We start from the raw sequence: 24926 nt of genomic DNA, 5'->3' as shown, positions 1-24926 counted from the left end.
GTACCCGCAAAGGAATCCCGCACCGTGACCACCATCCAGCACTGGATCAACGGCGCTCCCGTCCAGGGCACCGCCACAGCCACCCAGCCGGTCTTCAATCCGGCCACCGGCGCCGAGCAGGCCCAGGTCGTCCTCGGCGGCGCGGCCGACGTGGACGCGGCCGTCCAGGCTGCCTCTGCCGCCTTCGAGACCTGGTCGGAATCGTCGCTCACCCAGCGCACGCAGGTGATGTTCGCCTTCCGCCAGCTGCTCCTCGAGCACGAGGAGGAGCTGGGCAGGATCATCTCCGCCGAGCACGGCAAGACCGTCGACGACGCCCGCGGCGAGATCACCCGGGGCCGCGAGGTCGTCGAGTTCGCCTGCGGCCTCGGCGACATCCTCAAGGGCTCCTTCTCCGACCAGGTCTCGCGTGGCGTGGATGTGCACAACTTCCGCCAGCCCCTCGGCGTCGTCGCCGGCATCACCCCGTTCAACTTCCCCGCGATGGTGCCGCTGTGGATGCACCCCATGGCCATCGCCACCGGCAACACCTTCATCCTGAAGCCGAGTGAGCGCGACCCGTCGGCCGCGAACTTCGTCGCCGAGCTGTACAAGAAGGCCGGACTGCCCGACGGTGTCTTCAACGTGGTGCACGGTGGCAAGGACGCGGTCGACGCGATCCTCACCCACCCCGGCATCGAGGCCGTCTCCTTCGTCGGGTCGACGCCGATCGCCAAGTACGTGCACGAACAGGCCACCGCGCACGGCAAGCGCGTCCAGGCCCTGGGCGGCGCCAAGAACCACGCCGTCGTCCTGCCCGACGCCGACCTCGAGTTCGCCGCCAACCACATCACCGCCGGCGCCTACGGCTCTGCCGGCGAGCGCTGCATGGCCGTCTCGGTCGCCGTCGCCGTCGGCGACGCCGCCGACGGACTCGTGCAGGTGCTGGAGCGCAAGGCCCGCGAGGTGAAGGTCGGCCCCGGCGACCAGCCCGGCACCGAGATGGGGCCGCTGGTCACCAAGGCCGCCCAGGAGCGCGTCGAGAGCGCGGTCGGCGTCGCCGCCACCCAGGGCGCCACCGTCGTCGTCGACGGCCGCGGTCTCAAGCTCGACGACCCCGCCTACGCCGAGGGCTTCTTCACCGGCCCCTCCCTCCTGGACCACGTCACCACCGAGATGGCAGCGTACAAGGAGGAACTCTTCGGCCCGGTGCTGGCGATCCTCCGAGTCGAGACCCTGGACGAGGCCATCGACCTCATCAACGCCAACCCCTACGGCAACGGCACCGCCCTGTTCACCGCCTCCGGCGAAGCAGCCCGCCGCTTCCAGCGCCACATCAAGGTCGGCATGATCGGCATCAACGTACCGGTGCCCGTCCCGATGTCCTACTACTCCTTCGGCGGCTGGAAGGACTCCCTCATCGGCGACTCCCCCATCCACGGCCCCGAAGGCATCCGCTTCTACACCCGCCCCAAGGTCGTCACCACTCGCTGGCCCCAGCCCAAGCAGCAGGTCAGCGCGGGCTTCAACTTCCCCACCTCCAACTGAGTTTCCGTGCCGCACTCCGAAGGACACACCATGGCAACGGCGCCACCTCCCTTCCGCACCACTGCGGGCAACCTCTGCCTGGGCTCGGCCCCCGACTCGTGGGGCGTCTGGTTCCCCGAGGACGAGCACCAGGTGCCGTACACCCGCTTCCTCGACGAACTCGCCCAGGCCGGCTACGAGTGGCTGAAGCTCGGCCCCTACGGCTACCTCCCCACCGACCCACAGCGCCTCAAGGACGAACTCGACGCCCGCGGCCTGCAGGTCTCCGGCGGCACCGTCTTCGGTGCGCTGCACCGCCCCGAGGCCTGGGACGACATGCTCGCCCACCTCCGGCAGATCGCCGGCCTGACCGCCGCCGCCGACGCCCACCACCTCGTCTTCATCCCGCCCATGTACCGGGACGAGAAGACGGGCGCGTTCACCGAGTCGCCCGAGCTGACCGCCGAACAGTGGGCGGGCTTCGGCAGGGCCGCCGACCGGCTCGGCAAGCTGCTGCTCGACGAGTACGACGTACGCCTCGTCATCCATCCGCACGCCGACAGCCACATCCAGACCCAGCCCGAGATCGAACGGCTGCTGAACGAGTCCGACCCCCGCTACACCAACCTCTGCCTGGACACCGGCCACGTCGCCTACGGCGGCGGCGACAACCTCGACCTCATCCGCCGCTTCGGCGAACGCGTCGGCTACGTCCACATCAAGCAGATGGACCCCGCCGTCCTGGCCCAGGTCGCCGCCGAAGACCTCTCCTTCGGCGAGGCCGTCAAGCGCGGGGTGTGCGTCTCCCCGCCCGCCGGCGTGCCCAACCCCGCCGACATCGTCACCGCACTCGCCACCCTCGACGCCGAGCTGTTCGTCATCGTCGAACAAGACCTCTACCCCTGCGCACCCGAAGTACCGCTACCCATCGCCGTCAGCACGCGCGAGCACCTGGCCGGCTGCGGCCTGACCGGCACCCGACGCCCGAGGCTGACGCTCCCTGCCGACGAGCGGCCGAGCAGAGCCCCCGAGTAACCAAGCCACCGGCTCGCGCGGTGACCGGCGCATGGAGACCCCCCGCGCAGTTGACGCGCCGTGGCGGGCTTCTACGCGGTGCCGACGGCTTCCGCGCGAGATTGCTGGAACGTTACAGGCTTCATGGCCGCCGGACACTTGACAGCGGCTCATGGTGGCTGGCGTACTGGTCAGAGTATATAGAACGTTCTAGTTCCCGGTCGTCCGGAGATGAGGAGAACCACGATGTACGCACTGGCGGTCTGTGCGGAGATGGTCTTCCGCGACCTTCCGATCGAGGAGCGGGCACGGCGTATCCACGAGGCCGGTTTCCAGGTCGAGATCTGGGACTGGACGAACCACGATCTCGATGCCCTCGCCCGCTCGTCCGCCGAGATCGTCTCGATGACGGGGTACGTGAGCGGCAGCCTCACGGATGACGACGGCGCCGCCGAACTGCTGCGCACGGCCGAGGAGTCACTCAAGGCGGCCGAGCACCTGGGCTGCACTCGCCTGAACCTCCACGGAACCGGTCTGGACGGCCAGGGGCTGCCCGTGGTGCCGGTACCCGGGGAGCCCACCGGCGCGATGTGGATGGCCGCGCACCGCACACTCACCCGGATCGCCGAGCTCGGCGAGAACGCCGGGGTCATTTTCACCCTGGAGAATCTCAACACCGCCGTCGATCACCCCGGGGTGCCCTTCGCGAAGGCTGCCGACACCCTGGCGCTGGTTGCCGCCGTGAACCGGCCCGGTCTGCGCATGAACCTGGACCTGTACCACGCCCAGATCGGCGAGGGGAATCTGATCGAGCTGGTGCGCCGCGCCCACGGCGCGGGACTCATCGGTGAGATCCAGGTGGCGGACGTGCCGGGCCGCTGCGAACCCGGCACGGGAGAGATCAACTACCCGGCCGTCGCCCGCACCCTCGCAGACATCGGCTACGACGGCACCGTCGCCATGGAGGCATGGGCATCCAGCGACAGCGAGGCCGCTCTGGAACGCTTCCGGGCCGCCTTCACCGTCTGACAGGAGCGGCCGCGGGACATCTGCCCCGCCCTCGCGTCCGCGCACCACGGCAGCCGCCACCACCGAAGCCACGACGTAGATCACGGAGTATGTGCCATGACCTCCCCCCAGTCCCTCGCGGTCGGCCTCATCGGCGCCGGACGCATGGGCTCCTTCCACGCCGAGACCCTGGCCCGCCGCCTCCCCGGGGTACGGCTGGCCGCCATTGCCGATCCCGCACCCGGGGCCGCGAAGGCTCTGGCCGATCGTCTCGGCTGCCCCAAGACGTACACGGAGATCGGTGACCTGCTCGACGACCCCGAGATCGAGGCGGTCGTGATCGTCACGCCCGCCCGCACCCACGCCGGACTCATCGAGGCCGCAGCACGCGCCGGCAAGTCGGTCTTCTGCGAGAAGCCGATGGCCGTCACCCTCGACGAAGCCGACCGCGCCATCACCGCCGCACATGAGGCGGGCGTGGTGCTCCAGGTGGGCTTCAACCGCCGCTTCGACGTCGGCTTCCGCGCCGCCCACGAGAAGATCACCGCCGGTGACATCGGTACCCCGCAGCTGCTGCGTTCCCTCACCCGGGACCCCAACCTGCACGACCCGTCGCGCATCCCGCCATGGACGATCTTCCTGGAGACGCTCATCCACGACTTCGACGTCCTGCGCTACCTCAACCCCGGCTCAGAGCCCGTCGAGGTCTTCGCCATGGCCGACGCCCTGGTCCGGCCCGACTTCAAGGACCACGGACTGCTCGACACGGCCGTGGTGACGATCCGCTTCGACAACGGCGCCATCGCCACGGCGGAGGCCAACTTCCAGGCGGTGTACGGCTATGACGTCCGCGGTGAGGTCAAGGGCTCGACCGGCATGCTCACCCTGGGTGATCTGCGCAGCAGCCACCTCACGTCCTACGGTGCGGCCGGCGCTGCCGCCGAGTGCGTCAGCTACGACCAGGATCTCTTCCACGCGGCCTACGTTGCCGAACTGGCCGAGTTCACCGACAGCGTCCGGGACAAGCGTGCTCCGTCGGTGACCGGCGAGGACGCTCGGGCCGCGCTGGGCATCGCCCTCGCCGCGATCGGTTCGATCGCCACGGGCGGTGCGGTCAGCGTGGGTGACGTCAGGGAGAGCCCGGTGACAGTGCGGCCGTAGCACCGAGCACACGACGCCGACTCGGCGGCGCCTTCTCCAGCCCGAGCGGCCGCCGCCAGGGTCGTACCTCTCCCGTCACCGTGCCGTTGCCGAGCCCCCTCCTGAAGCAACGCCCACGTGGAACGTTCTACAATCGGTCCCCAACAGACGAGACCGACCAGGAGAGGACAGCATGCCTGCGACCCCGGCGGTCCCGGACGGGAAGCGGCCGACGCTCGCCGACCTGGCGACGCGGGCAGGCGTGTCCACCGCGCTGGCCTCCATCGTGATGCGCGGGGCGAAGGGGGCCAGCGCCGCCACCCGCGAGCGTGTCCTGGAGGCCGCGCGGGAGATCGGCTACCGCCCGGACGCCCGGGCGAGACTGCTGCGCAGCCACCGCTCCCACCTGCTCGGCGTGCAGTTCGGCCTCCAGCATCCCTTCCACGCCGACCTGGTGGAGGGCATCTACGCCACCGCCGAACCAGCCGGATACCAGATCGCGCTGAGCGCCGTGAGCGCCGGACGGGGTGAGCAGCGTGCCGTCGAAACCCTGCTCGACGACCGCTGCGAGGCGCTGATCCTGCTGGGCCCACAGGCCCCCGCCTCACGGCTGACGGAGCTCGCCGGGCAATTGCCGGTCGTCTCTGTGGCCCGCCACCTGCGGCCACCCGTCCCCGGCCTCGAGGTCGTACGGACCGCCGACGACAAGGGCGCCCGCCAGGCGGTCGACCACCTCGTGGCGCTGGGCCACCGCGCCATCGCCCACATCGACGGCGGCAAGGCACCCGGCGCAGCCGACCGGCGACGCGGCTACCGCACCGCCATGAGCCGCCACGGTCTCACCGAGCACATCCGCGTCGTGCCCGGGGGCCTCACCGAGGCAGAGGGCGCCGAGGCCGCCCAGGTTCTCGCCGCCTCCCACCCGCGCCCCACCGCGGTCCTCGCCTTCAACGACCGCTGCGCGACCGGTGTCCTCGATGTCTTCCTCCGCAGCGGCATTCCCGTCCCCGGCGCCATCTCCGTCGTCGGCTTCGACGACAGCCATCTGGCCCGCCTGGCCCATATCGACCTCACCACCGTCGGGCAGGACATCCCCCGCCTCGCCCACCTCGCCGTGGACCGGGCCATCGCACGCCTGGACGGTCGCGACACCGGTACCGGGGAACAGGTGGTGGCTCCACACCTCGTGGTCCGGGGGACGACGGCCCCGCCCTCTACCGCACCGGCCACCTGAGCGTGGTCTGGGTCATCCTCGCACCGCACACAGTCCCACGCGCCTCCAATACCTGAGGAATGGGGTACAACGGCGAACTCGGCGACTTTCTCCGCTCCCGTCGCGCCCTCCTCACCCCAGACACCGCCGGACTGCCTCCGGGCGCGGGGCGCGCCGGGTGCCCAAGCCGTGAGGAGGTCGCGCCCCTGGCGTGTGTCACCACCCGCTACACCCGCCTGGAGCAGGGCCGCCACCCGCACCTCTCCGAAGCCGTCCCTCCGTCCCCCACGCCCTGCGTCTCGACGACGAACGCGGCTACCTCTTCGCCCTCACCCGCCCCGCGTCCCACCGCCCCGTAGCGCCGACGCACGCCCCGAGCGGAGCGGACCCGGTCCGCGGCCCGCCAGAGGCTGGAGTTCACCGCGCTTCGAGGCATTCCCGGTGACCAGGTGCGTGCTCGGCGGACGCGGCACGGAGCAAGAAGTGCCCTACACAGTCATCGCAGACACTCCCCACGTCGCCTTCCGGCTGGCCAGTCGCACCTAGGGACTTTCGTTTGGATCATCGTGCGGACCAAAGGAAGATGCCTGCGATGTAGAGCGATTGCTATCTGCGGGGGCTGATGCTGGACGGCCGGTGCAAGTCGATCCAGCCGATGGCGCAGCGGCTGCCGGACGGGAACATGTAGGCCCTGGAGCAGTTCGTCAACCAGTCGCCGTGGCAGTGGACGCCGGTGCGGCGGCGGATCGCCGAGCGGCTGGTCCAGGTCGTCAAGCCCGAGGTGTGGGTCATCGACGACGTCGCGTTTCCCAAGTGCGGGCGGGCGTCGGTGGGGGTGGCCCGGCAGTACTGCGGGGCACTGGGGAAGCGGGCAACCTGCCAGGTCGCCGTCAGTGTGCATACGGCCACGGATACCGCCTCCTGCCCACTGGAATGGGAATTGTTCCTACCCGAGGAACGGGCGCACTTCACACGGCGTCGCACGGCTGCGGGCGTGCCCGATGAGGTGGGGCATGTGCCCAAGCCCCGCCTGACCCTGGGGCTGCTGGAGAGGCTGGCGGGTTGGCTTCCGTCGGTGCCGGTGATTGTGGCCGACTGCGGATACGGCCGCAGTGTCTGCTTCCGCCTGGCCCTGGAGGAACGCGGCTGGTCCTACATCGTCGCTGTCGAGCCCAAGGAGATCGCCCGCCCGGCCGGTGCCAAGCCGGAGCTGCCGCCCTACCAGGGATGGGGCCCGCCCACGTTGCCGCGCTATCGCGAGCCGGCCCGCCCCCTGCACCAACTGATCGATGCGCACACCCGCTTCGAGGACGTCACCTGACGAGAGGGCAGCAGGGCTCAGTCATCCACCGCCCTCGAGTCCGCGAACGGCATCTCCAAGATCCCCGCCAGAACGGCCGCTGCCGATGGTGTACGCCCACGGGCACCTCGGACGCGGCGCCAGCGGAGAACTTCAGCCTGGCAGGCGGTAAGTTCTCGATCTTGAGTTGGAGCCGCCATCGCCGCGAAGTCGCAGTCGACGGCGTTTCCAGTGCTCGCGGCGAAGTGCCAACTGCCGCATCACGGCTCGGCCGTCATCCTGATCCCACAGAATCACGGTGCCAACTATCCTCGGTATGTGACAACTAAGGTCTGTGGTCACAACGTGCTAGCGCCGCACCCTGGGCATCCCCAGGCCGATCCAGGAGATGATCTCGCGCTGGATCTCGTTGTTGCCGCCGCCGAAGGTGAAGATGACCGCCGAGCGATAGCCGCGCTCCAGTTCGCCGTGGAGGACCGCGCCCGCCGAGCCCTCCTTGAGCGGGCCGGCCGCGGCGACGATCTCCATGAGCCACGCGTAGGCGTCCCGGCGGGCCTCGGAGCCGTAGACCTTGACGGCGGAGGCGTCCTGCGGGGTGAGCGTGCCGTCCTCGACGGCGCTGATCATCTGCCAGTTGAGCAGCTTCAGCGCGTCGAGCCGGGTGTGGGTGCGGGCGAGCAGCCGGCGTACCCAGGGCAGGTCCGCGACCCGGCGGCCGTCGGCGAGCTTGGTCTCCATGGCCCAGCGCTGCACGTCGTACAGGGCGCGGATGGCCATGGTGCCGTGCGCGGCGAGGGTGACGCGTTCGTGGTTGAGCTGGTTGGTGATCAGCCGCCAGCCCTGGTTCTCCTCGCCGACGCGACGGGAGACGGGGACGCGGATGTTCTCGTAGTAGCTCGCGGTGGTGTCGTGCGAGGCGAGCGTGTTGATGAGCGAGCAGGAGTAGCCCGGGTCGGAGGTCGGCACCAGCAGCATGGTGATGCCCTTGTGGGGCGGGGCGGCGGGGTCGGTGCGGACGGCCAGCCACACCCAGTCGGCGGTGTCGCCGTTGGTCGTCCAGATCTTCTGCCCGTTGACGACGTACTCGTCGCCGTCGCGTTCGGCCCTGGTCTTCAGGGAGGCCAGGTCCGTGCCGGCGTCGGGCTCGCTGTAGCCGATCGCGAAGTCGATCTCACCGGAGAGGATGCGCGGCAGGAAGTACAGCTTCTGTTCCTCGGTGCCGTACCGCATCAGGGTCGGGCCGACCGTGTTCAGCGCCATCAGCGGCAGCGGTACGCCGGCCTGCGCGGCCTCGTCGAAGAAGATGAACTGCTCCATCGCGGTCATGCCGCGCCCGCCGTACTCCTTCGGCCAGCCGACACCCAGCCAGCCGTCCGTGCCGAGTCGGCGGATGGTGTCCCGGTAGAACCGTTTCTGGGCCACCGGGTCGGCGTACCGGGCATAGGCGTGGTCCGGGACCAGCGCGGCGAAGTAGGCGCGCAGTTCGGCGCGCAGTCGCTGCTGCTCGGGCGTGTGGTCGAGATGCACGGCGCCTCCAGGCTCCCCAAGGGTGGTCCTGACGGCGCACACCGTAGAACGTGTTTCAGAAATAGGGAATGACGCGCCCGGGGAAATTCCGCGGGGTACCGGTCAGGCGAGGCTTCGCAGGAACTCGGAGCAGGCGTCGGCGCAGGTGCGGCAGGCGGCCGCCGCCGACTCGGCGCCGGGCTGCTCGTCGAAGGTGCGGGCGCACTCCAGGCAGACCGAGCGGCACCACTCCAGCCGGACCCGGATCTCGTCCTCGTCCTGCCGGCTCTCCTCGCACAGCACATGGCAGGTGGCGTCACAGACCTCGGCACACATGATGCCCAGCCTGCGCACCCGCTCATGACGCTCGGTGCCGTCCGGGTCGACCAGGCTCGCGCGCACCGCACAGGCCCGGGCGCACTCCGTGCACGCCTGGGCGCAGGCGAAGCGGTCCTCCAGGAACCGGTAGAGCTGCTGAGAAGTCGGCGATGTCACACGGTGCGGGTAGCCGGGGCACAGGGCCGCAAACCACTGTGCGGGACCGGATCGGCACCCCGGCCCGCCCGGACGGACCGGCAGCGGAGGCAGGTCGACGCACAGCGGAAGGCACGTCGCCGTCCGTCGGCCAGCGGTCACCTATAGTGTCCGGTTCGTCCGGTTCTGTGCGGGGTATCCCTGTCCTATGAACACCGCATCGATGCAGCTGGCCGCAGCGAGCGGCCTGATGAGCCTCGTCCTGTTCATCGTGGCCATGGCCGTCCTGGCGCTGCTCGCCGGCGGCTTCTGGATGACGTCCCGCGTCAGGTACCGCGAGTCCCCCCGGCCCCGGCCCGAGGAACAGCCCACACTGCCGCCGGACGGCCCGGTGCGCGAGGTGCGGCAGAACAGGGAGTACGAGGAGGTACCCCAGACCCCCAAGGGCGGCCGGCCGCTCACCCCTTACGACCTGAGGAACCAGGACTCCAAGCCGAGCGCGTCGAAGGAGCGTCCGCGCTGGAGCCGGGGTTCCAGCGGCTCGTTCGGCGGCGGCGGACTCGGCGCCCACTGAGCCCCGGCCCCGACACAACTGAGCCCCGACACCGACACGACCGAACCTCCCGCAAGCCACTCCAGCCGGCCCGGCCCGCGCCGGACCGCCGTACGCCCCCTATGAACCCCGGGCGGCGTCCAGGCGGCCGACGCGGGCCACGTTCTGCCGGTCCTGGGGGTCCTGGCTGGGCTCACCGGCGAACCAGGCGTCGAGGATCTCCTTCAGCAGGGGTTCGGAGGTCAGGCGCAGACTCAGCGCGAGGACGTTGGCGTCGTTCCAGCGGCGCGCGCCGTCCGCCGTGACCGCGTCCGTGCACAGCGCCGCGCGGACGCCGGGCACCTTGTTGGCCGCGATGGACGCGCCCGTGCCGGTCCAGCAGCACACCACGGCCTGATCGGCGGTCCCCTCCGCGACGTCCCGCGCGGCCGCCTCCGAGCACGCCGCCCACTGCGCGTCGGCGCCGGGGCGCAGCGCGCCGTGCGCGCGGACGTCGTGGCCGCGCCTCCTCAGCTCGTCGAGGAGGAGACGGGCCACGGGTTCGTCCATGTCGGAGGAGACGGAGATGCGCATGCCGGTGAGAGTAGTGCCCCAGGGCGGGGCGAGTCCCCCGACAGTGCGCCACGAACGGTGATCCTCACGGTCGAGGGTGACCGGTCAAGGGTGATCGGGCCGTTGTTCCGGAGGTACTCCTCCGCCCTTGCCGCCGCCTTTCTTCCCCTTGTCCGAGCCGTGCGGGCGCCCGCCCGCGGCGCGCCCGGTTCCCTGCCGGGCCTTCGTCTGGCCGCTGTCCTGCGGGGTGGCGGCTCCCTTGTCACTGCGCCGCTGTTCGGGCTGCTGTGGATTGGACATGCGCCGGACTCCCTCCGGGTGGTGCGGGGTGTCTACGGCGTCCGGGTTCCCAGGACGCCGCGGGTCACCCCGGGCGTCCTCGGCGGGCCCGGCGGAGCCGGTCACCGTCCGGTGGAGGTGTTCGAGCGCGTCGAGGAGCACCGAGCGGTGGTACCAGCTCAGCCACGCGGCCGTGTCGGAGGCCAGCAGACCGAGCGCCTCGGCCTGGGCGGCGGTCGGGCGGTGCCCCGCCTCGGGCCACTGCAGGGTGATCACGCCGGTGCAGGAGCCGGCCGCGGACAGGACGGGGATGCTCTGCAGGGCACGGGCGCCCGTGCTCAGCAGGGCGCGCCGGGCCTCCTCGGAGAGCAGCGTGTCGGCGGCCACGTCGGGCACGCTCACCCGGTGTCCGCGCAGCCGGGCGAGCGCGTCGGCCGTGCCCTCGTCCCGGCCGCGCACCAGCAGGTCGAGAAACGTGTCCGCGCAGCCGTAGTGGGTCTCCAGCATCAGCGCGTTCACGGCCGGGTCCACGAACCGTACATGGCCGGCGGGCGCCCGCCCGATGGCCAGCGCCTCGTGCAGCACGGCGTCGATCATCTGCCGCCGGTAGCGGGGGTCGCGGCCGTCGCGGGCCAGGATCCGCAGCTGCGGCACGGGCAGGGAACGGCGGCCCGGGAACCACACCTCGCCGTCCGGTGGCCGGGCCACGACCACGGCGGAGACGAGGACGCGCAACGGCACGTTGAACCGCTGGGAGGCCTCGCGCAGCGCCCGGAAGGCGGTGCCCGAGTCCGGCAGGCCGTAGCGGACCATCAGCACCCCCTGTGCCATGCCGATGACCGGGGCGGTGCGCACCCGGGCGCGCAGCGCACGGACCTCCTTGCGCAGGTCCTCGTAGCTGGGCCGCAGCGGATCCGCCATCTGCGACCGCCAGGCGGGCAGCTCATCCACCCGTGAGGCGGCCCGGGCCAGCTCCCGCATGGCCTCGTCGAGCGTGGCGAAGAGCCGGACCCCGTCCAGGCGGGCGAGGTGCACCGCCTCGCGCACCCCCGGCCGGGCGCGGACGATGATCAGGTCCGGGCGTCCGGTGCGCGCCCGGGCCGCCTCGCTGAGCGTGTGCAGCACGGCGGCACCGCCGAGCTGCACATGGGCCATGTCCAGGACGGGCCGCAGCCCCGCGCGGTCCGCCTGTTCGAGGTGGCTGCGCAGCTCCGCCGCCCAGGCCTGGGCGCCCGCGGCGTCGAGGCTGCCGGACATCCGCAGCAGCAGCGCCGCCTCGGCGGGCAGCCCCTCGACGACGGACGACTCGATGACGAGCGGTGCCGGGGCGGCGGACGCGTCGGAGGACGAAGGGGGGTTCATGGCATCACCCGGGCATGACGGTGCGACGAACTCGGGCGGCCTCTTCCCGACCACGCCGCACGGTACGGGACCGGCCTCCGGCCGCCCCGGCCACCGCGCCGGACGGGACGGGCCGTCGTGCTCACCAATCGGTGCCGCCGGGCCGAGGGCCGGCCCGTCTGCGGGCCTGAAGGGAGTTCAGGGCGGACGCCATGGTGGCGTGCACCCGCACGCCCGGCAGTCCCGCGGCGCGCAGCGCGTCCCGCACATGCGGCCGGGGCTGTACGACGGGCAGGGCGCGGCCGGAGAAGGCCAGGACCCCGGTGGCCCGGTCCACGGCCCGCACCGCGGCCGCGCAGGCGAGGTACACCTCCGTCATGTCGAGTACGGCGTGTTCGCCGGCCCGGTCGGCGACGGCGATGTGCTCTGCGAGGGTCTCGGAGAACTCCACGGCGTTGCTGGCGTCGACGGTGCCCCGCGCCTTCAGGACGCTGACGGCGCCGGCCTCGGGCCGGTGCTCGTGCACGGTCTGCAGGAGCAGCGGCGCCGGGCCGCCGGGGCGGCCCCGGGCACGGGACAGCTGACCTTTTTCCATGGACATCGGGCTTCCTCGATGGGGAAGGATCAGCCAGCCGCGTCTTGACCGGGGAGTTCACTGTGCCCCCGCGCCAGGCCTGACGCAACGATTCTGCCCGGGCGTGTCGCACCCCCGGGGCGGTTCAGCCGACATACCGCCGGGCGGGTGAGGTCCGGCGGGCCCGCTCCAGCGCCGCCAGCCGGCGTTCCAGCTCGGGCGGCACCGGGTCGCGCTGGCGCAGCACCCACGGCAGCCCTGCGGTGGCATGGGCGAAGGCGCGCGCGGAGGCGATGTCCCGGGGCACGGTGCGCAGCAGATACCCGGTGCGGCGCAGCGCCGGCAGCAGCGGGCGGCGCAGCCAGGTGAACCACAGGGTGTTGCGGATCCCGAGCACACGGCGGGCCGTGCTGTCGCGCAGCCGGGAGGCGTGGTGGTGGACGGTGAGGTCCTCCGCGTAGGCCAGCCACCAGCCCTGGCGGAGCAGGTCGCAGGCGAGCAGCTCCTCCTCGCCGCCGAGCCACAGGCCGGGATGGAAGCCGCCGCCGGCCCGGAAGGCCTCGGTGCGCAGCACGGTGGCGCCCGCGAGGAAGGAGCCCAGGGCCGGTCCGGGGAGCCAGTCGGGTCCGGGCAGCGGGGACTCGCGCAGCTCGCGTACGACGGGGTCCTCGGTGCCGTCCGGTTCCACCACGATCCGCGCGGTGACGGCGGCGAGCCGGGGCCGGCCGTCGAGCAGGTCGGCGGCGCGCCGCAGGCTGCCGGGCTCCCACCAGGTGTCGTCGTCGCAGAAGGCGACGTAGGGCGTGCGCACGTGCCGGACGGCGAGGTTGCGGCCGACGGCCCCCAGGTTGCGGTCCGGGCGCAGCAGGGTCACCTCGGGGAAGTCACGGGCGACGGCTTCGGCGGTGCCGTCGAACGAGGCGTTGTCGGTGACGACCACGTGCGGGCGTTCGGGCAGCCGGCGCAGCTGCGTGAGGGTGCGCAGCAGTTCGGCGCGGCGGTCGTGGGTGATCACGACGACGGTCGTACGGTCGTCGGGCCCGGTCCGGGTCATCGGGCGGAGCCTTCCCGCGGGCGTCCGGCGGACTGGCGGTCGAGGAGGCGGGCGGCCTGTTCGACGTGCGGGGGCAGGGTGCGGCGGCGGGCCAGGGCGGCCGGGAGCCGCAGGAGGGTCTCCTTCAGGGCACGGCGCGCACCGGGCCGGCCTGCCGCGGCCGCCGCGGCGAGCCCGGTGCCGGCCCGCAGGACCACGGACCAGGGTCGGCGCAGACAGGTGGTCAGCACATGGTTGCGCCGGACGAGGAAGGGACGACCGGTACGGCCGTCGGTCTCCGGGTGGTGCCGGGCGCGCAGGGCGGGCACGTAGGCGACGCCCCAGCCCCGGGCGGCGAGGTCGTAGGCGAGCAGGGTCTCCTCGCCGCCGAAGAAGAGCAGCGGGTGGAAGCCGCCGACGCCGAGGAAGGCCTCGCGGCGCACCACCGTGGCGCAGGCGAGGAAGCCGAGCACCGGACGGCCGGGCAGGTCCGGCTCCGGGGGCAGCGGCGAGTCGGCGAGGAGCGCGTTGAGCGGGTCGTCGGCGGCCTCGTCACCGACCAGGGTGCGGGCGGCGAGCAGGCCGAGCCGAGGGTGGCGGTCGAGGAGGTCGGCGGCGCGGCCGAGGCTGCCCGGTTCCCACCAGGAGTCGTCGTCACTGAAGGCGACGTAGGGGGTGCGGGCGTGCCGGACGGCGAGGTTGCGGCCGAGGGCACCGGTGTTCTCGGCGGGCCGCAGCAGGCGGGTGAGGGCCGGGTGGCCGCGCACGAGCCTGCGGGTGCTGCCGTCGCGGGAGTTGTCGACGACGATGACCGGTGGCCGCTCGGGCAAGGCGGCCAGCGCGTCGAGGGTGCGCAGCAGGCTGGCCGGCCGGTCGCGGGTGATGACGGCGACGGTGGTCCGCGGGTCGCCGGCGGCGGCGGTCCTGCGGGAGAGGCCGGTCGCGGGTTCAGCGGACACGCGCCACCTCCGGTCCGGCTCGCCGCCCGCCGTCGGCCGGCCGGAGCAGCGTCAGGCAGGCCGCCGTGACCTCCGCCGAGCGGATGCGCAGCAGCCGGGCGTCGGGAGTGCGGCCGTGCGGATCGCCGGGCGGGCCGGGCTTCCACAGGGCCAGGTGGCCGGGGCTCGGGGGCGGACCCCACAGGCTCGGGGAGACGGGGCCGAACAGGGTGACGGAGCGGGTGCCGTGGGCGACCGCGAGATGCGCCAGTCCGGTGTCGCCGCTGAGCACCAGGGACGCCTCGGCGACCAGCGCGGACAGTTCCCGGTAGGGAAGGCCGCCGGCGAACACGTCCCCGGCGTCCAGTCCGCCGCGTTCGGCGACCGAACGCACCAGGGCCTCCTCGCCGGGGCCGCCGGTGAGCACCACATGGAGTCCGGCCGCGCGCAGGTGGCCCACGACGGCGGCGAACCGCTCCCCCGGCCAGCGGCGGGAGCCGGAGGCCGCGCCGGGGTGCACGACCACGGCGCCGGGCGCCCGGGACCGGTTCGCGGGCCGGGGCAGACGCAGGTCCAGGGGGTCGGCCGGGATGCCGTAGGCCTTCAGGAAGGCGCACCAGCGGTCCCGTTCGTGGGCCTGTGCCTGCCAGGGCGGGCCGTCCGGGCTGGCGTGGGCGAGCAGTCTGCGCGGGTGCACGGCGGCGAGGGCGTCGCGGCTCTCGGGGCCGTTGCCGTGCAGGTCGACGGCCAGGTCGGGCGGTGGGCCGGTCCAGTGGGTGAGGGACGGCACCGCCCGCCCGGGGGCCTCGGCCGGGAACACGGCGTCGATCGCCCCGGTGTCCAGGGCCGGCTCGGTCAGGCCCGGGGGCAGGGCGAGCAGGATCCGGTGGTCCGGGAAGGCCCGGCGGATGCCCCGCAACGCGGGCACACCGGCCAGCAGGTCACCGAGACCCAGCGCACGCAGCACCAGGACGGTCGGGGGATGGGGCGGGGTGTGGGTCACCGAGTGGGCCCTCCGATGCATGGGGCGGGGTGGCTGGTCGGGTGCCGCGTGCCGGCCGGTGCGCGCATGCCGGGCGGCGCACCGGGCCGGGCGGCGCGGATGCCCCCTCGGACAAGTGCCGCGCGCCGCGGGCCGGTTGATCCGGAGAGAACCGCGACACGCCGCACCGGCCCGGTCGAGAGGCATACGGGACAGGCCCGCGCCCCGGACAACCGGCCATGTGCCATGCGCGGCACACCGGGCACCGAAGCAAAACCACTCGCCACCGCATCCGGCCCGCCGGGGGCCACGCACGGCCGAACCACCGCCACGGCAGACGCTCCGGTGCCATACCGGACCCCTCTCGCGGCCGACGGAACCGGGAGGCTTGCGGAGGACCTGGCGATCATGTCGTACGTCCTGTGGCCGGGGCCGGGGCCGGTGCCAGGGCGGCGCGGCGGGCGAGGCCCGTGGTGGAACGGCCGTCGAGGTAGGGCAGCAGGAGGACCTGGCCGCCCCAGCTCTCCACCAGGGGCTGTTCGGGCAGGTCGGTGCGGGCGTAGTCGCCGCCCTTGGCCCAGATGTGCGGGCGGAGTTCGCCGAGGACGCGTTCGGGCGTGTCCTCGTCGAACACGGCGACCGCGTCGACGCACTCCAGGGCGCGCAGCACCCGGACCCGGTCGGCGGCGGGCACCAGGGGGCGGCCGGTGCCCTTGCGACGGCGCACGGAGTCGTCGGAGTTCATGCAGACGATCAGGCAGTCGCCGGCCCGGCGCGCGGCCTGCAGGAGGGCGACGTGACCGGCGTGCAGCAGGTCGAAGCAGCCGCCCGCGGCGACGACGGTGCCGCCCGCGGTCCGGACCCGGGCGGCCAGGCGCACGGCGTCCCCGGTGATGTCGCCGTCCGCCGCGGCGGGCTCGGGCGTGTCCGGCAGCTCCTCGGTGGCGACCGCGCGGGCGCCGCCCTCGGCGACGTAGCGGGTCGCGGCGTGGACGGCTGCCTGCACGGCGGCCTCGGTGAGCGCGCCGTCGGCGAGCTCGCCGGCCGCCGCCGCGGCGAACCGGTCGCCGGCGCCGCAGGGATCGCCCGCCACGGCGGCCGGGGTCGGTACCAGCAGCGGGGTCTCGCCGTGGGAAAGCAGGGCGCCGCGCTCGCCGAGGGTCACGGCGACGGCCTGCGCCTGCCAGGCCCGGACCAGGGTGCGGGCGTCCCGGGCGGCGGTGCGCAGTCCGGCCTCGTCACCGGACCCGTCGGTGGTGTCCAGGTGCCGGGCGAAGGCGCGGGCCTCCTGTGCGGAGGGCGTGGCCAGCCGGACGCCCGGCACCGGGGGCAGGCCGCGTACATGGGGATCCCAGACCAGGGCGGCCGCCGTCCGGCCGAGGGCGTCGCGGAGGACGTCGGCGGTGCCCCGGCCGTAGTCGGCGACCAGGATGCCGGCGGCACCGGTGACAGCGTCCTCGGCGGCCCCCGTCGCCGCGCGGGCGCGTCCCTCGCCGTCGTCCAGGCGGAGTAGCGGCCGGTCTCCTGCCATGACCCGGGTCTTGCTGCTCAGGGCGCCTTCCAGCGGCACCTCCACCAGGTCCACACGGCCGGCCAGCAGCCCGCGCAGGGTGTCGCTGGCGGGGTCGTCGCCGAGGGCGGTGACGAGCGTGACCGGGCGGCCGTCGGCGGCGGCGAGGCAGGCGGCGAGGGCCGCGCCGCCGGGCCGGGAGCTGCGCCGGGTGCCGTGCACCACCGGCACGGGGGCGTCCGGGGCCAGGCGTTCGGCCCGGCCGCACAGGTCGTGGTCGAGCAGGGCGTCGCCCACGACGACCAGCGGTGTGCGCGGGCTGGTCATGTGTCTCCCCTCCTGCGGGCCGCGGGGGCGCCGGGCGTGGATCGGCCGACGGTACGGGCCCGGCCGACGAGCCGGCCGACGACGCCCGGCCTGCCGTCCACCCCGTCGCAGCGGGCACGGTCGGCGTCCCCGCGCTCTACGGCCTGGTCGAAGGCCTCGCACAGCATGTGCACGGCGACCAGGTGGAGTTCCTGCACGGTGGCGGCGACGGGCGCGTCGACGCACAGCGCGTCGTCGGCGCCGAGCTGCAGCGGGTTGGGTGCCCTGCCGGTCAGCGCCCACACGGTCATGCCCAGGCGGCGGGCGTGTTCGGCGGCGGTGAGCAGATTGGCGCTCGCGCCGCTGGTGGACAGCAGCATGAGCACGTCTCCGGAGCGGCCGTGGGCGACGGTCTGCCGGGCGAAGATCTCCTGCACGCCGTAGTCGTTGGCGATCGCGGTGGTGGAGGAGGTGTCGGCGTGCAGGGCGAGGGCGGAGAACGGCGGCCGGTCGTCGCGGTAGCGGCCGACGAGTTCGGCCGTCAGGTGCTGTGCCTGGGCGGCGCTGCCGCCGTTGCCCGCGACCAGCAGCCGGGCCCCCGCGCCCAGACGGCGGGCGAGTTCGCCGCCCCACTCCTCGATGCGGGACTCGTGCTCGCGGAACGCGTCCAGGGCCTTGGCGAGGTCGTCGCAGTGCGTGGTGTCGCCGGCGGTCTTCATCGCACCACCCCCGAGAGCCGCGGGACCGGGGCGACGGCGCCGTACACCCCCGCCACACCGTCCGCCACCCGGTCCCAGGTGTAGTGGGTCAGCACCCGCTGCCGGCCGGCGGCTCCGTACCGGGCGAGCCGGTCGGAATCGGCGAGGAGCGCGCGCACGACCGCACCGAGGTCGTAGTCGTCGTCGGCCGGGACCAGGACGCCCGTGGTGCCGTCCACGACGGTGTCGAGCTGGCCGCCGACCGCCGTGGCGACGACCGGCGTGGCGCAGGCCATGGCCTCCAGCGGGACGATGCCGAACGGCTCGTAGCGCGGCAGGGATAGCACGAGGTCGGCGCCGGCCATCAGTCGGGGCATCCGGGCCCTGCCGACCCCGCCGAGCAGGGTGACGCGGTCGCTGACGCCGTACTCGCCGGCGATCGTGTAGAGGCGCCGGGCCTCGGTGTCGGTGCCGAGCAGATCGGCTTCGGGGCCGCCCGCGATGAGCAGTTCGGCGTCGGGGATGGAGGCCAGGGCGCGGATCGCGCGGTCGAAGCCCTTACGGGGCACCAGCCGGCCGACGGACAGCAGCCGCCTGCCCGCACCGGCCGGGCGGGCGCCGGGGGCGGGCGTGAACTGGTCGGGGTCGACCCCGCAGGGCACGACGCTGATCCGCTCCTCGTCCAGGCCCATGGCCTTCAGTTCGGCGACCTCGTCGCTGCAGGTGGCGATGATGCGGGCGCACTCGTGGCCGACGGCCTCCTCGATGGCGAGGCGCTGCGGGGGGCTGGTGTCGGCGGCGCCCTGGTAGCGCTTCTTCACCGTGCCCAGCGCGTGGTAGGTCTGCACCACGGGTATGCCGAGCTCCCGGGCGCCCGCCAGGGCCGCCAGGCCCGACATCCAGAAGTGGGAGTGCACCACGTCCGGTGGGTTCAGCGACCACTGCTGGGCCAGGAACGAACCGAACTCGGCCATGTGCGGCAGGAGTTCGTCCTTGGGGACGGTCACGGGCGGTCCGGCGGGCACGTGCACCACCTGTACCCCGTCGATGAGGGTCACCCGGTCCGGCAGGCCCGCCGAGTCCCGCCGGGTGTACACCGTGACCCGGTATCCCTTTCTGGCGAGCTGCCGGGCGACCTGTGCCACGTACACGTTCTGGCCGCCGGCGTCCGGTCCGCCGAGCGCGGCCAGCGGGCTGGCGTGCTCGGAGACCATGGCGACGCGTCCGGCCGTGGACGGGATGCGGCTCATCGGGTGACCTCCTTGATCAGGCGTTCCCAGTCGTCCAGGAAGCGCCGCTCTCCGTAGCGGGTCCGGGCACCGGCCCGGGCCGCCGCGCCGGTGCGGCGGGCGAGCACGGGGTCGGTGAGGAAGGCCCGTACGGCGTCCTCCAGTACCTCGAGGCGGTTCGAGACCACCCCGGCGCCCTCGGGTACGGCCTCGCGCACCTCGGTGGTGTCGAGGGCGACCACCGGCATGCCCAGGAACATCGCCTCCAGCAGGGACAGCCCGAGCGAGGTCCAGCGCACGGGGTGCAGATAGAGCCGGCAGCGGGCCATCTCCCGGTGCAGTTCGTGCTGGGGCAGATCGCGGGTGCGGCAGCGTTCGGGGGGCAGGCCCAGGTGTTCGGCGAGGCCTTCGGTGCGCATGCCGAAGACGTCCAGCGGCGCGGACCGGGCGAGGCGGGGCAGCAGGTCGGTGCCGGTCGTACGGCCCCTGCGCACGGGCTCGTTGACGACGACGGCGGCGCGCCGCCCGGTGCCGGTGTACAGCGGGCCGGGGTCGATGATGCCGTGCTCCACGACCTCGGTGGGGGCTTGGCCGCTGTCCCACATCAGCCGGTTGAAGTGGGTGACGTGTACGACCGGGATCGCCGACTGCCCGGCCAGGGGGTGGAGTTGACGCTCGGGGGACGCGTCGGGGCTGTTGTGCTCGACGTACACGGCGGGCACGTCCACGCCGGGCCGGCGGCCGGTCCAGCGCAGGGCCAGGTCGAGTTCGTGCGGTCGCTGCAGCACCATCAGGTCGATGTCGCAGTCCCACAGCTCCTTCGGGGTCCGCTCCTGGACGGTCTCGGGCCAGTCCCAGGTCACGGCGCGGCCGAGTCCGTCGGGGCCGCGGTCGTCGGTGACCGGGACCAGGTAGGTGTGCGGGCCCTGCACGAAGGCGGTGAGCCACGATCCGTGCACGTGCCAGACGAGGATGTTCATGTGTGCCGCTCCTGGATGAGCTTGTGCACCGCGCGCACCACGTCCTGTCCGGTGACCTCGTCCAGACAGGGGTGCCCGGGCACCGGGCAGGTCAGCGCCCGGGTGTTCGCGCACGGCGCCGACTGGTCGCCGAGCAGGATGACCGGGACGCCGTACGGGGCCCAGCGCTCGGCCGGGACGACCGGTGCGAACAGGGACACGACCGGGGTGCCGACGGCGGCGGCGAGATGGGCGGGCCCGGTGTTGGCGCTGATCACGACGTCGGCCATGCGCAGTACCCCGGCGAGGGTGCGCGGGGAGGTGCGGCCGCCCAGGTCGATGCCGACGTCGCCGCTCACGCACCGGGTGAGCACGGTCTCGTGCGGGCCGCCGGTGACGACGACGCGGTGCCCGGCGTCGGCGAGCAGGGCGACCGCGTCCGCGCAGCGCCGTGGGTTCCAGGCGCGGGCGGGGGCGCTGGCTCCGGGGTGCAGGACGACGTACGGGCCGTTGCCGGTCAGGGCGCTGGTGTCCGGTGACGGCAGGACGCGCAGCCGGCCGTCATCGCCGGGGGGTGGCCGGAAGCCCATGGCGGCGGCGGTGTCGAGGGCCGCCTCCACCTCGTGGCGGCCCGGCAGCCGCCGGTGCCGTACGTCGAGCAGCCGCCCGGGGTGGTCGACGCTGTCGGCGCCGATCCGGCCGATGCCGGCCAGCCGCAGCAGCAGCGCGGTGGGCAAGGGGCTCTGGTGGAAGGACGTGAGCACGAGCGCGGCGTCGAAGGCCCCGGCGCGCAGCCGGCCGAGCAGCGCGTCGACGTCCGCCACGCTCACGTCCGGCGGGTCGAAACCCTCCCAGGGCGCCTCCCAGACCAGCACCTCGTCGACACCGGGCAGCAGGCGGGCGGCGTCCGCGCCGCGCGGGCCGCACAGCATGGTGACGTGCGCGCTGTGAGCGGCGACGGCACGCACGGCCGGGCCGGCGAGCAACACGTCACCGAAGCTGTCGAGCCGCACGACGAGGCACTTCATCGCAACCGCCGCCTTCCCGCTCCCGCGGCGTCCGGCGCCGAGCGCCACGCCCGGCCTGACAGCACCGCGTCGGTTTCACCGGACCCCGCCGGGCCCGGCGCCACCACGTCCGCCTCGGAAACCCGCCCCGGGCCCGGCGGCGCCGCATCCGGCTCCCAGGACCGCCCGGGGCCAGGCGTCGCCGCGTCCGGCCGGGACAGCCACATCCCGGCCGGACCCTCCGTGGCCGGCGCAGAGGACCGCGCACTGCCGGGGGCCGTCGGGTCCGACTCGGGCAGCCCCGCCAGGGCCGGCGCCACAGCGCCCTGCCGAGCCGGCCGGACCCGGGCCGGGACGGTCACGTCCGGCGAGGACGAGCAAGTCTGATCAGGGCTCATCCCGCCCCGCGAAGAAGTACAGGTCCCGTCCGGGGCCGCCGCGTCGGGCGAAGACGTCCACGCCCGGTCCGGGATCGCCGCGCGGCGCGAAGACGGCCGCGCCCCATCAGGTGCCGCCGCAACCCGAGTAGACGGCCCTGCCGCGCCAGGGGCCGTCGCACCCCGAGAAGACGGCCGCGCGCCGTCACCGGCTGTTGCCGCGCCCCCCGAAGACGGCCACTCCCCCGCCGCCCCCGTGAGCGCCGTGCGGACCGCGGTGAGGACGTCAGGAGCGCTGCGGTCGGCGAAACGGGCCACCTCCGCCGGGGCCGTGGCCGGGTTCGGTACGAGCAGTCCGTGGGCGCCGGCCGCGCGGGCCGCGAGCATGTCCGCCGCGATGTCGCCGATCACCAGGCACCCGGCGGGCGGGACACCGAGTCGGGCGGCGGCCATGAGGATCAGGCCGGGGCGGGGCTTGCGGCAGTCGCAGCCGGTTTCCGGGGTGTGCGGGCAGAAGACCCAGGTGTCCAGGCCGCCCAGCAGGGCGTCGGCGCGTTCGTTGACCCGGCGGACGTCGTCGGCGGTGATGAGGCCACGCCCGACACCGGACTGGTTGCTGACCACGCCCGTGGCCAGGCCGAGGGAGCGCGCGAGTGCCACGGCCTCCGCCGCGCCGGGCAGGAGCCGGACGCGGTCGGGGTCGCCGTTGTAGGGCACGTCCTCCACGAGGGTGCCGTCGCGGTCGAACAGGACGGCGGAGAAGGGGGTCACCCGGCACCTCCCAGGGGTTCGGCGTGCCGGTGGCGGAGGACTCCGCGCAGCCAGTGCCGGACGGCGAGCGGCGGGATGAGCACACTGGTGCCGAGCATCCCGGCGATCTCGCGGGCGGTGCATGGGCCGGGCAGGATGCGGGCGAGGGCGAACTCGGCGGTGCCGAGCGTCCACAGGGCCGTACAGACGGTCGCGGCGCGTCGGCGTCCGGCCAGCGCACAGGCGGCCGCCGCGAGAGCGGCACCGGTCACGGCCACGTGGCGGGGCAGCCGGCCGCGGGGTGCCTGGGCGCGGTCCCACCAGTCGCGGCCGTGCAGCCGGTTCATCAGCGCGTCGTCGGCGTTGCCGCGCTGTACGGGCAGCGAGGCCCACCAGTGGGCCGGGCGCACGGGGTGCCGGGTCATCCGGCGGCCGCGCCGCAGCGTCCAGCCGGCCCGCTGCACCCGCAGGGCGAGGTCGGCGTCCTCGCGGAAGGCGCGCGGGAAGCGTTCGTCGAAGCCGCCGACCCGGGCGAGCGCTTCCGTGCGGTAGGCCATGTCGGCGGTGGCCCAGGCGGCGTTCTCCAGACCCTTGGTGTTGCGTTCCCAGTCGGTGGGCCGGCGGTCCAGGGGCAGGGGGACGCGCAGCTGTCCCTGGATGCCGCCGACGTCCTCGCCGGCCGCCCGCAGGTCCTCGGCGAGCAGCCGGGACCAGTCCGGGAGCACCTGGACGTCGTCGTCGAGGAAGACGGTCCATGGTGTCCCGGCCGTGCGCCAGCCGGCGTTGCGGGCGGCGGCCGGTCCCTTGCCCCCGGTGCGCAGGGTCCGTATCCGGTCGAGCAGGGGTCCGGCCTCCGCGAGCGGCAGCTCGCCGTCGCACTCGGGCCGGTCGTCCACGACGATCACCTCGTGCGGGGGGTGGCCCGTGGCCTCGGCGAGCGCCCGCAGGCACTCGACGAGGCAGGGGCGGCCGATGGTCGGGACGACGACGGTGTAGGCGGGCGCGTCGGTCATGCGAACGCCTTCCCGCGGCGGATCGCGAACGGGCCCAGCACCAGCAGGTCCACCGGCGCGGAGCCGAAGCACTCCAGGGCGTCGCGCGGGTCGTCGACCATGGGCCGGCCGGCGGTGTTCAGGCTGGTGTTGACGACCACCGGCAGCCCGGTGCGCCGCTCGAACCCGTCGATCATCCGCGCGACCAAAGGCTCCTGGGCGCGGTCGACGGTCTGGATGCGGGCGGTGCCGTCGACGTGGACCACGGCCGGGATGCGGGCCTTCCAGCCGGCGGCCACGTCGTGCACGAAGAGCATGTGCGGGCTGGGCAGCGGTCCGTCGAAGATCTCGGCCGCGCGTTCCGCGAGCACCATGGGCGCGACCGGCCGGAACTCCTCGCGGCCCTTGACCGCGTTGAGCCGCTCCACGTTGTCCGCCTTGCCGGGGTGGGCGAGCAGCGAGCGGTGGCCGAGGGCGCGCGGTCCGTACTCGCTGCGGCCCTGGAACCAGGCCACGATTCCGTCGGCGGCCAGCGCCTCGGCGGCCGTCTCGGCGATGTCTGCGGGCTCCTCGTACGGCACGGCGGCCCGCTGAAGCCACTGGCGCAGCTCGGCGTCGCTCCAGCCGCGGCCGAGCGCGGCGGTCGGCATCGGCTCCAGCGTGTCCTTCTGGCCGGCGACGTGCGCGGCCGCGCCCAGGGCCGTACCGGCGTCTCCGGCGGCGGGCTGGACCCACACCCGCTCGAAGCCGCTCTCGCGCCACAGCCGGGTGTTGGCCACGCAGTTGAGGGCGACGCCGCCGGCCAGGGTGAGCGTGTTCTCCCCGGTGCGCTCGCGCAGCCACCGCGCGAGGGCGAGCACGGCCTCCTCCAGGCAGAGCTGGGCGCTGGCGGCGAGGTCGGCGTGGTCCTGGCGCCAGGCACCGCCCGCGGGGCGGGCCGGGACGAGGTCGCCCCACGGCACCGGGCGGGCCCGGAAACCGCCCTGGTCGTCGGGGTGGACGTACTGGCGCAGTCGCTCGGCGAAGCGCGGGTTGCCGTAGGAGGCGAGCGCCATCACCTTGAACTCGTCGCTGCTGCGCAGGAAGCCGAGGTGCTGGGTGAGGTCCTCGTAGAACAGGCCGAGGGAGTCCGGCAGTTGCTGGGTGCCGAGGACGGTCAGCTCGCGGTTGGTGTAGCGGCCGGCCAGGTGGGAGCCGCACTCGCCGCGGCCGTCGAGGACGAGGACGGCGCAGTCCGGGTACGGCGAGACCGGCCCGGCGGAGGCGGCGTGGGCCACGTGGTGCGGGACGAACCTCACCTTCGCCGGGTCCAGACCGGGCAGCGCCTCGGCGAGGAAGTCCGGGGCCTGGCGGGCGTACTGCTGACGCAGGTGGTCCCAGGGGTCGTTCAGGCCCATCCGCTCGGCCGGGCGGGCGAGCGAGGGGTCGTAGGAGTAGGCGACGGCGTCCAGGTCGGACGGTGTGAGGCGGGCCTGTTCCAGGCACCAGCGGGCGGACTGCTCCGGCAGCTCCCACGCGGAGAAGGGAACGGGCCGCTTGCCGTGTTTGCGGCGCGAGAACCGCTCCTCCTCCGCCGCTGCCACGACCTTGCCGTCGGTGATCAGGGCGGCCGCGGGGTCGTGGAAGAGTGCGTTGATACCGAGGACGTGCATGCGCTGTCTCCAGGGCGGCGGGCGGTCGGGGGT

22 protein-coding genes and 1 pseudogene are annotated in these 24926 nt (G+C 73.8%); 7 read left to right on the top strand and 16 right to left on the bottom strand.

Annotated features, from left to right (window positions below):
- Positions 1–24 precede the first annotated feature (24 nt).
- From FB563_RS40085 to FB563_RS40060, 6 genes and pseudogenes are all read left to right on the top strand, one after another.
- Entirely contained in the window at positions 25–1527 is a 1503-nt protein-coding gene (locus FB563_RS40085; protein WP_055705503.1) for a CoA-acylating methylmalonate-semialdehyde dehydrogenase, read from the top strand.
- A 30-nt stretch (positions 1528–1557) separates the two neighbouring features.
- Positions 1558–2541, top strand: coding sequence for a TIM barrel protein (locus FB563_RS40080; protein ID WP_055705504.1), 984 nt, complete (start codon positions 1558–1560; stop codon positions 2539–2541).
- A 225-nt stretch (positions 2542–2766) separates the two neighbouring features.
- Entirely contained in the window at positions 2767–3549 is a 783-nt protein-coding gene (locus FB563_RS40075; RefSeq protein ID WP_079048693.1) for a TIM barrel protein, read from the top strand.
- A gap of 96 nt (positions 3550–3645) precedes the next feature.
- Entirely contained in the window at positions 3646–4689 is a 1044-nt protein-coding gene (locus FB563_RS40070; RefSeq protein WP_055705506.1) for a Gfo/Idh/MocA family oxidoreductase, read from the top strand.
- Between the two features lie 172 nt (positions 4690–4861).
- Positions 4862–5902 (top strand): LacI family DNA-binding transcriptional regulator, encoded by a 1041-nt coding sequence (locus FB563_RS40065; RefSeq protein WP_055705507.1) that lies wholly within the window; start codon positions 4862–4864, stop codon positions 5900–5902.
- Positions 5903–6482: 580 nt separating this feature from the next.
- Positions 6483–7166, top strand: a pseudogene (locus tag FB563_RS40060) (IS701 family transposase); the annotation flags it as partial.
- 363 nt (positions 7167–7529) lie between these two features.
- Here FB563_RS40060 and FB563_RS40055 read toward each other — a convergent pair.
- Positions 7530–8708, bottom strand: a complete 1179-nt coding sequence (locus FB563_RS40055) for an acyl-CoA dehydrogenase family protein (RefSeq protein ID WP_055705508.1) — start codon at positions 8706–8708, stop codon at positions 7530–7532.
- A gap of 102 nt (positions 8709–8810) precedes the next feature.
- The gene (locus FB563_RS40050) at positions 8811–9182 is read right to left on the bottom strand and encodes a four-helix bundle copper-binding protein (protein WP_055705509.1); all 372 of its coding nucleotides are present in this window, start codon (positions 9180–9182) and stop codon (positions 8811–8813) included.
- Between the two features lie 187 nt (positions 9183–9369).
- Between FB563_RS40050 and FB563_RS40045 the strand changes: the two genes are divergently transcribed.
- Complete coding sequence (locus FB563_RS40045; protein ID WP_234357685.1) at positions 9370–9735, top strand: DUF6479 family protein; 366 nt, start codon at positions 9370–9372, stop codon at positions 9733–9735.
- A gap of 99 nt (positions 9736–9834) precedes the next feature.
- On the opposite strand, the gene FB563_RS40040 is transcribed toward FB563_RS40045, so the two are convergent.
- The 14 genes from FB563_RS40040 to FB563_RS39970 form a co-directional block, all read right to left on the bottom strand.
- Positions 9835–10287, bottom strand: a complete 453-nt coding sequence (locus FB563_RS40040) for an RpiB/LacA/LacB family sugar-phosphate isomerase (protein WP_055705510.1) — start codon at positions 10285–10287, stop codon at positions 9835–9837.
- A gap of 84 nt (positions 10288–10371) precedes the next feature.
- Positions 10372–11907, bottom strand: a complete 1536-nt coding sequence (locus tag FB563_RS40030; protein ID WP_234357686.1) for an ANTAR domain-containing protein — start codon at positions 11905–11907, stop codon at positions 10372–10374.
- 121 nt (positions 11908–12028) lie between these two features.
- Positions 12029–12487 carry an STAS domain-containing protein gene (locus tag FB563_RS40025; protein WP_234357687.1) on the bottom strand — a complete coding sequence of 153 codons (459 nt, stop codon included), beginning with the start codon at positions 12485–12487 and terminating at the stop codon, positions 12029–12031.
- A gap of 118 nt (positions 12488–12605) precedes the next feature.
- Positions 12606–13514: a glycosyltransferase family 2 protein gene (locus tag FB563_RS40020; protein ID WP_055705511.1), complete on the bottom strand. Its 909-nt coding sequence runs from the start codon at positions 13512–13514 to the stop codon at positions 12606–12608.
- Positions 13511–14452: a glycosyltransferase family 2 protein gene (locus FB563_RS40015; RefSeq protein ID WP_055705512.1), complete on the bottom strand. Its 942-nt coding sequence runs from the start codon at positions 14450–14452 to the stop codon at positions 13511–13513. The genes FB563_RS40020 and FB563_RS40015 overlap by 4 nt, the downstream gene beginning before the upstream one ends.
- Complete coding sequence (locus tag FB563_RS40010) at positions 14442–15455, bottom strand: glycosyltransferase family 9 protein (protein ID WP_142219249.1); 1014 nt, start codon at positions 15453–15455, stop codon at positions 14442–14444. The genes FB563_RS40015 and FB563_RS40010 overlap by 11 nt, the downstream gene beginning before the upstream one ends.
- A gap of 364 nt (positions 15456–15819) precedes the next feature.
- Positions 15820–17250, bottom strand: coding sequence for a PfkB family carbohydrate kinase (locus tag FB563_RS40005; RefSeq protein ID WP_055710070.1), 1431 nt, complete (start codon positions 17248–17250; stop codon positions 15820–15822).
- On the bottom strand, positions 17247–17948 hold the full coding sequence (locus tag FB563_RS40000; RefSeq protein ID WP_055710071.1) for a D-sedoheptulose-7-phosphate isomerase: 702 nt from the start codon (positions 17946–17948) through the stop codon (positions 17247–17249). The genes FB563_RS40005 and FB563_RS40000 overlap by 4 nt, the downstream gene beginning before the upstream one ends.
- Positions 17945–19177: a glycosyltransferase gene (locus tag FB563_RS39995; protein WP_055710072.1), complete on the bottom strand. Its 1233-nt coding sequence runs from the start codon at positions 19175–19177 to the stop codon at positions 17945–17947. Before FB563_RS39995 ends, FB563_RS40000 begins: the two co-directional genes overlap by 4 nt.
- A complete protein-coding gene (locus FB563_RS39990; protein ID WP_142219248.1) occupies positions 19174–20136 on the bottom strand; it encodes a glycosyltransferase in 963 nt (320 codons plus the stop codon). Before FB563_RS39990 ends, FB563_RS39995 begins: the two co-directional genes overlap by 4 nt.
- Complete coding sequence (locus FB563_RS39985) at positions 20133–21143, bottom strand: glycosyltransferase family 9 protein (protein ID WP_142219247.1); 1011 nt, start codon at positions 21141–21143, stop codon at positions 20133–20135. The genes FB563_RS39990 and FB563_RS39985 overlap by 4 nt, the downstream gene beginning before the upstream one ends.
- Entirely contained in the window at positions 21140–22270 is a 1131-nt protein-coding gene (locus FB563_RS45340; protein WP_341874454.1) for an HAD-IIIA family hydrolase, read from the bottom strand. Before FB563_RS45340 ends, FB563_RS39985 begins: the two co-directional genes overlap by 4 nt.
- Positions 22267–23262: a glycosyltransferase family 2 protein gene (locus FB563_RS39975; protein WP_055710642.1), complete on the bottom strand. Its 996-nt coding sequence runs from the start codon at positions 23260–23262 to the stop codon at positions 22267–22269. The genes FB563_RS45340 and FB563_RS39975 overlap by 4 nt, the downstream gene beginning before the upstream one ends.
- Positions 23259–24893, bottom strand: coding sequence for a carbamoyltransferase family protein (locus FB563_RS39970; protein ID WP_055710643.1), 1635 nt, complete (start codon positions 24891–24893; stop codon positions 23259–23261). Before FB563_RS39970 ends, FB563_RS39975 begins: the two co-directional genes overlap by 4 nt.
- Between the last annotated feature and the right edge of the window lie 33 nt (positions 24894–24926).

Source organism: Streptomyces puniciscabiei (assembly GCF_006715785.1).
Taxonomy (GTDB): Bacteria; Actinomycetota; Actinomycetes; order Streptomycetales; family Streptomycetaceae; genus Streptomyces; species Streptomyces puniciscabiei.
Note: the sequence above shows the minus strand (reverse complement) of the source record. Positions and strands in the feature narration are given on the sequence as shown.

Coding starts and splice junctions, on each gene's coding strand:
- FB563_RS40080 (WP_055705504.1), top strand. CDS start 1,558: ATGGCAACGGCGCCACCTCCCTTCCGCACCACTGCGGGCAACCTCTGC.
- FB563_RS40075 (WP_079048693.1), top strand. CDS start 2,767: ATGTACGCACTGGCGGTCTGTGCGGAGATGGTCTTCCGCGACCTTCCG.
- FB563_RS40070 (WP_055705506.1), top strand. CDS start 3,646: ATGACCTCCCCCCAGTCCCTCGCGGTCGGCCTCATCGGCGCCGGACGC.
- FB563_RS40065 (WP_055705507.1), top strand. CDS start 4,862: ATGCCTGCGACCCCGGCGGTCCCGGACGGGAAGCGGCCGACGCTCGCC.
- FB563_RS40045 (WP_234357685.1), top strand. CDS start 9,370: ATGAACACCGCATCGATGCAGCTGGCCGCAGCGAGCGGCCTGATGAGC.
- FB563_RS40040 (WP_055705510.1), bottom strand. CDS start 10,287: ATGCGCATCTCCGTCTCCTCCGACATGGACGAACCCGTGGCCCGTCTC.
- FB563_RS40030 (WP_234357686.1), bottom strand. CDS start 11,907: ATGAACCCCCCTTCGTCCTCCGACGCGTCCGCCGCCCCGGCACCGCTC.
- FB563_RS40025 (WP_234357687.1), bottom strand. CDS start 12,487: ATGTCCATGGAAAAAGGTCAGCTGTCCCGTGCCCGGGGCCGCCCCGGC.
- FB563_RS40020 (WP_055705511.1), bottom strand. CDS start 13,514: ATGACCCGGACCGGGCCCGACGACCGTACGACCGTCGTCGTGATCACC.
- FB563_RS40010 (WP_142219249.1), bottom strand. CDS start 15,455: ATGCATCGGAGGGCCCACTCGGTGACCCACACCCCGCCCCATCCCCCG.
- FB563_RS40005 (WP_055710070.1), bottom strand. CDS start 17,250: ATGACCAGCCCGCGCACACCGCTGGTCGTCGTGGGCGACGCCCTGCTC.
- FB563_RS40000 (WP_055710071.1), bottom strand. CDS start 17,948: ATGAAGACCGCCGGCGACACCACGCACTGCGACGACCTCGCCAAGGCC.
- FB563_RS39995 (WP_055710072.1), bottom strand. CDS start 19,177: ATGAGCCGCATCCCGTCCACGGCCGGACGCGTCGCCATGGTCTCCGAG.
- FB563_RS39990 (WP_142219248.1), bottom strand. CDS start 20,136: ATGAACATCCTCGTCTGGCACGTGCACGGATCGTGGCTCACCGCCTTC.
- FB563_RS39985 (WP_142219247.1), bottom strand. CDS start 21,143: ATGAAGTGCCTCGTCGTGCGGCTCGACAGCTTCGGTGACGTGTTGCTC.
- FB563_RS39975 (WP_055710642.1), bottom strand. CDS start 23,262: ATGACCGACGCGCCCGCCTACACCGTCGTCGTCCCGACCATCGGCCGC.
- FB563_RS39970 (WP_055710643.1), bottom strand. CDS start 24,893: ATGCACGTCCTCGGTATCAACGCACTCTTCCACGACCCCGCGGCCGCC.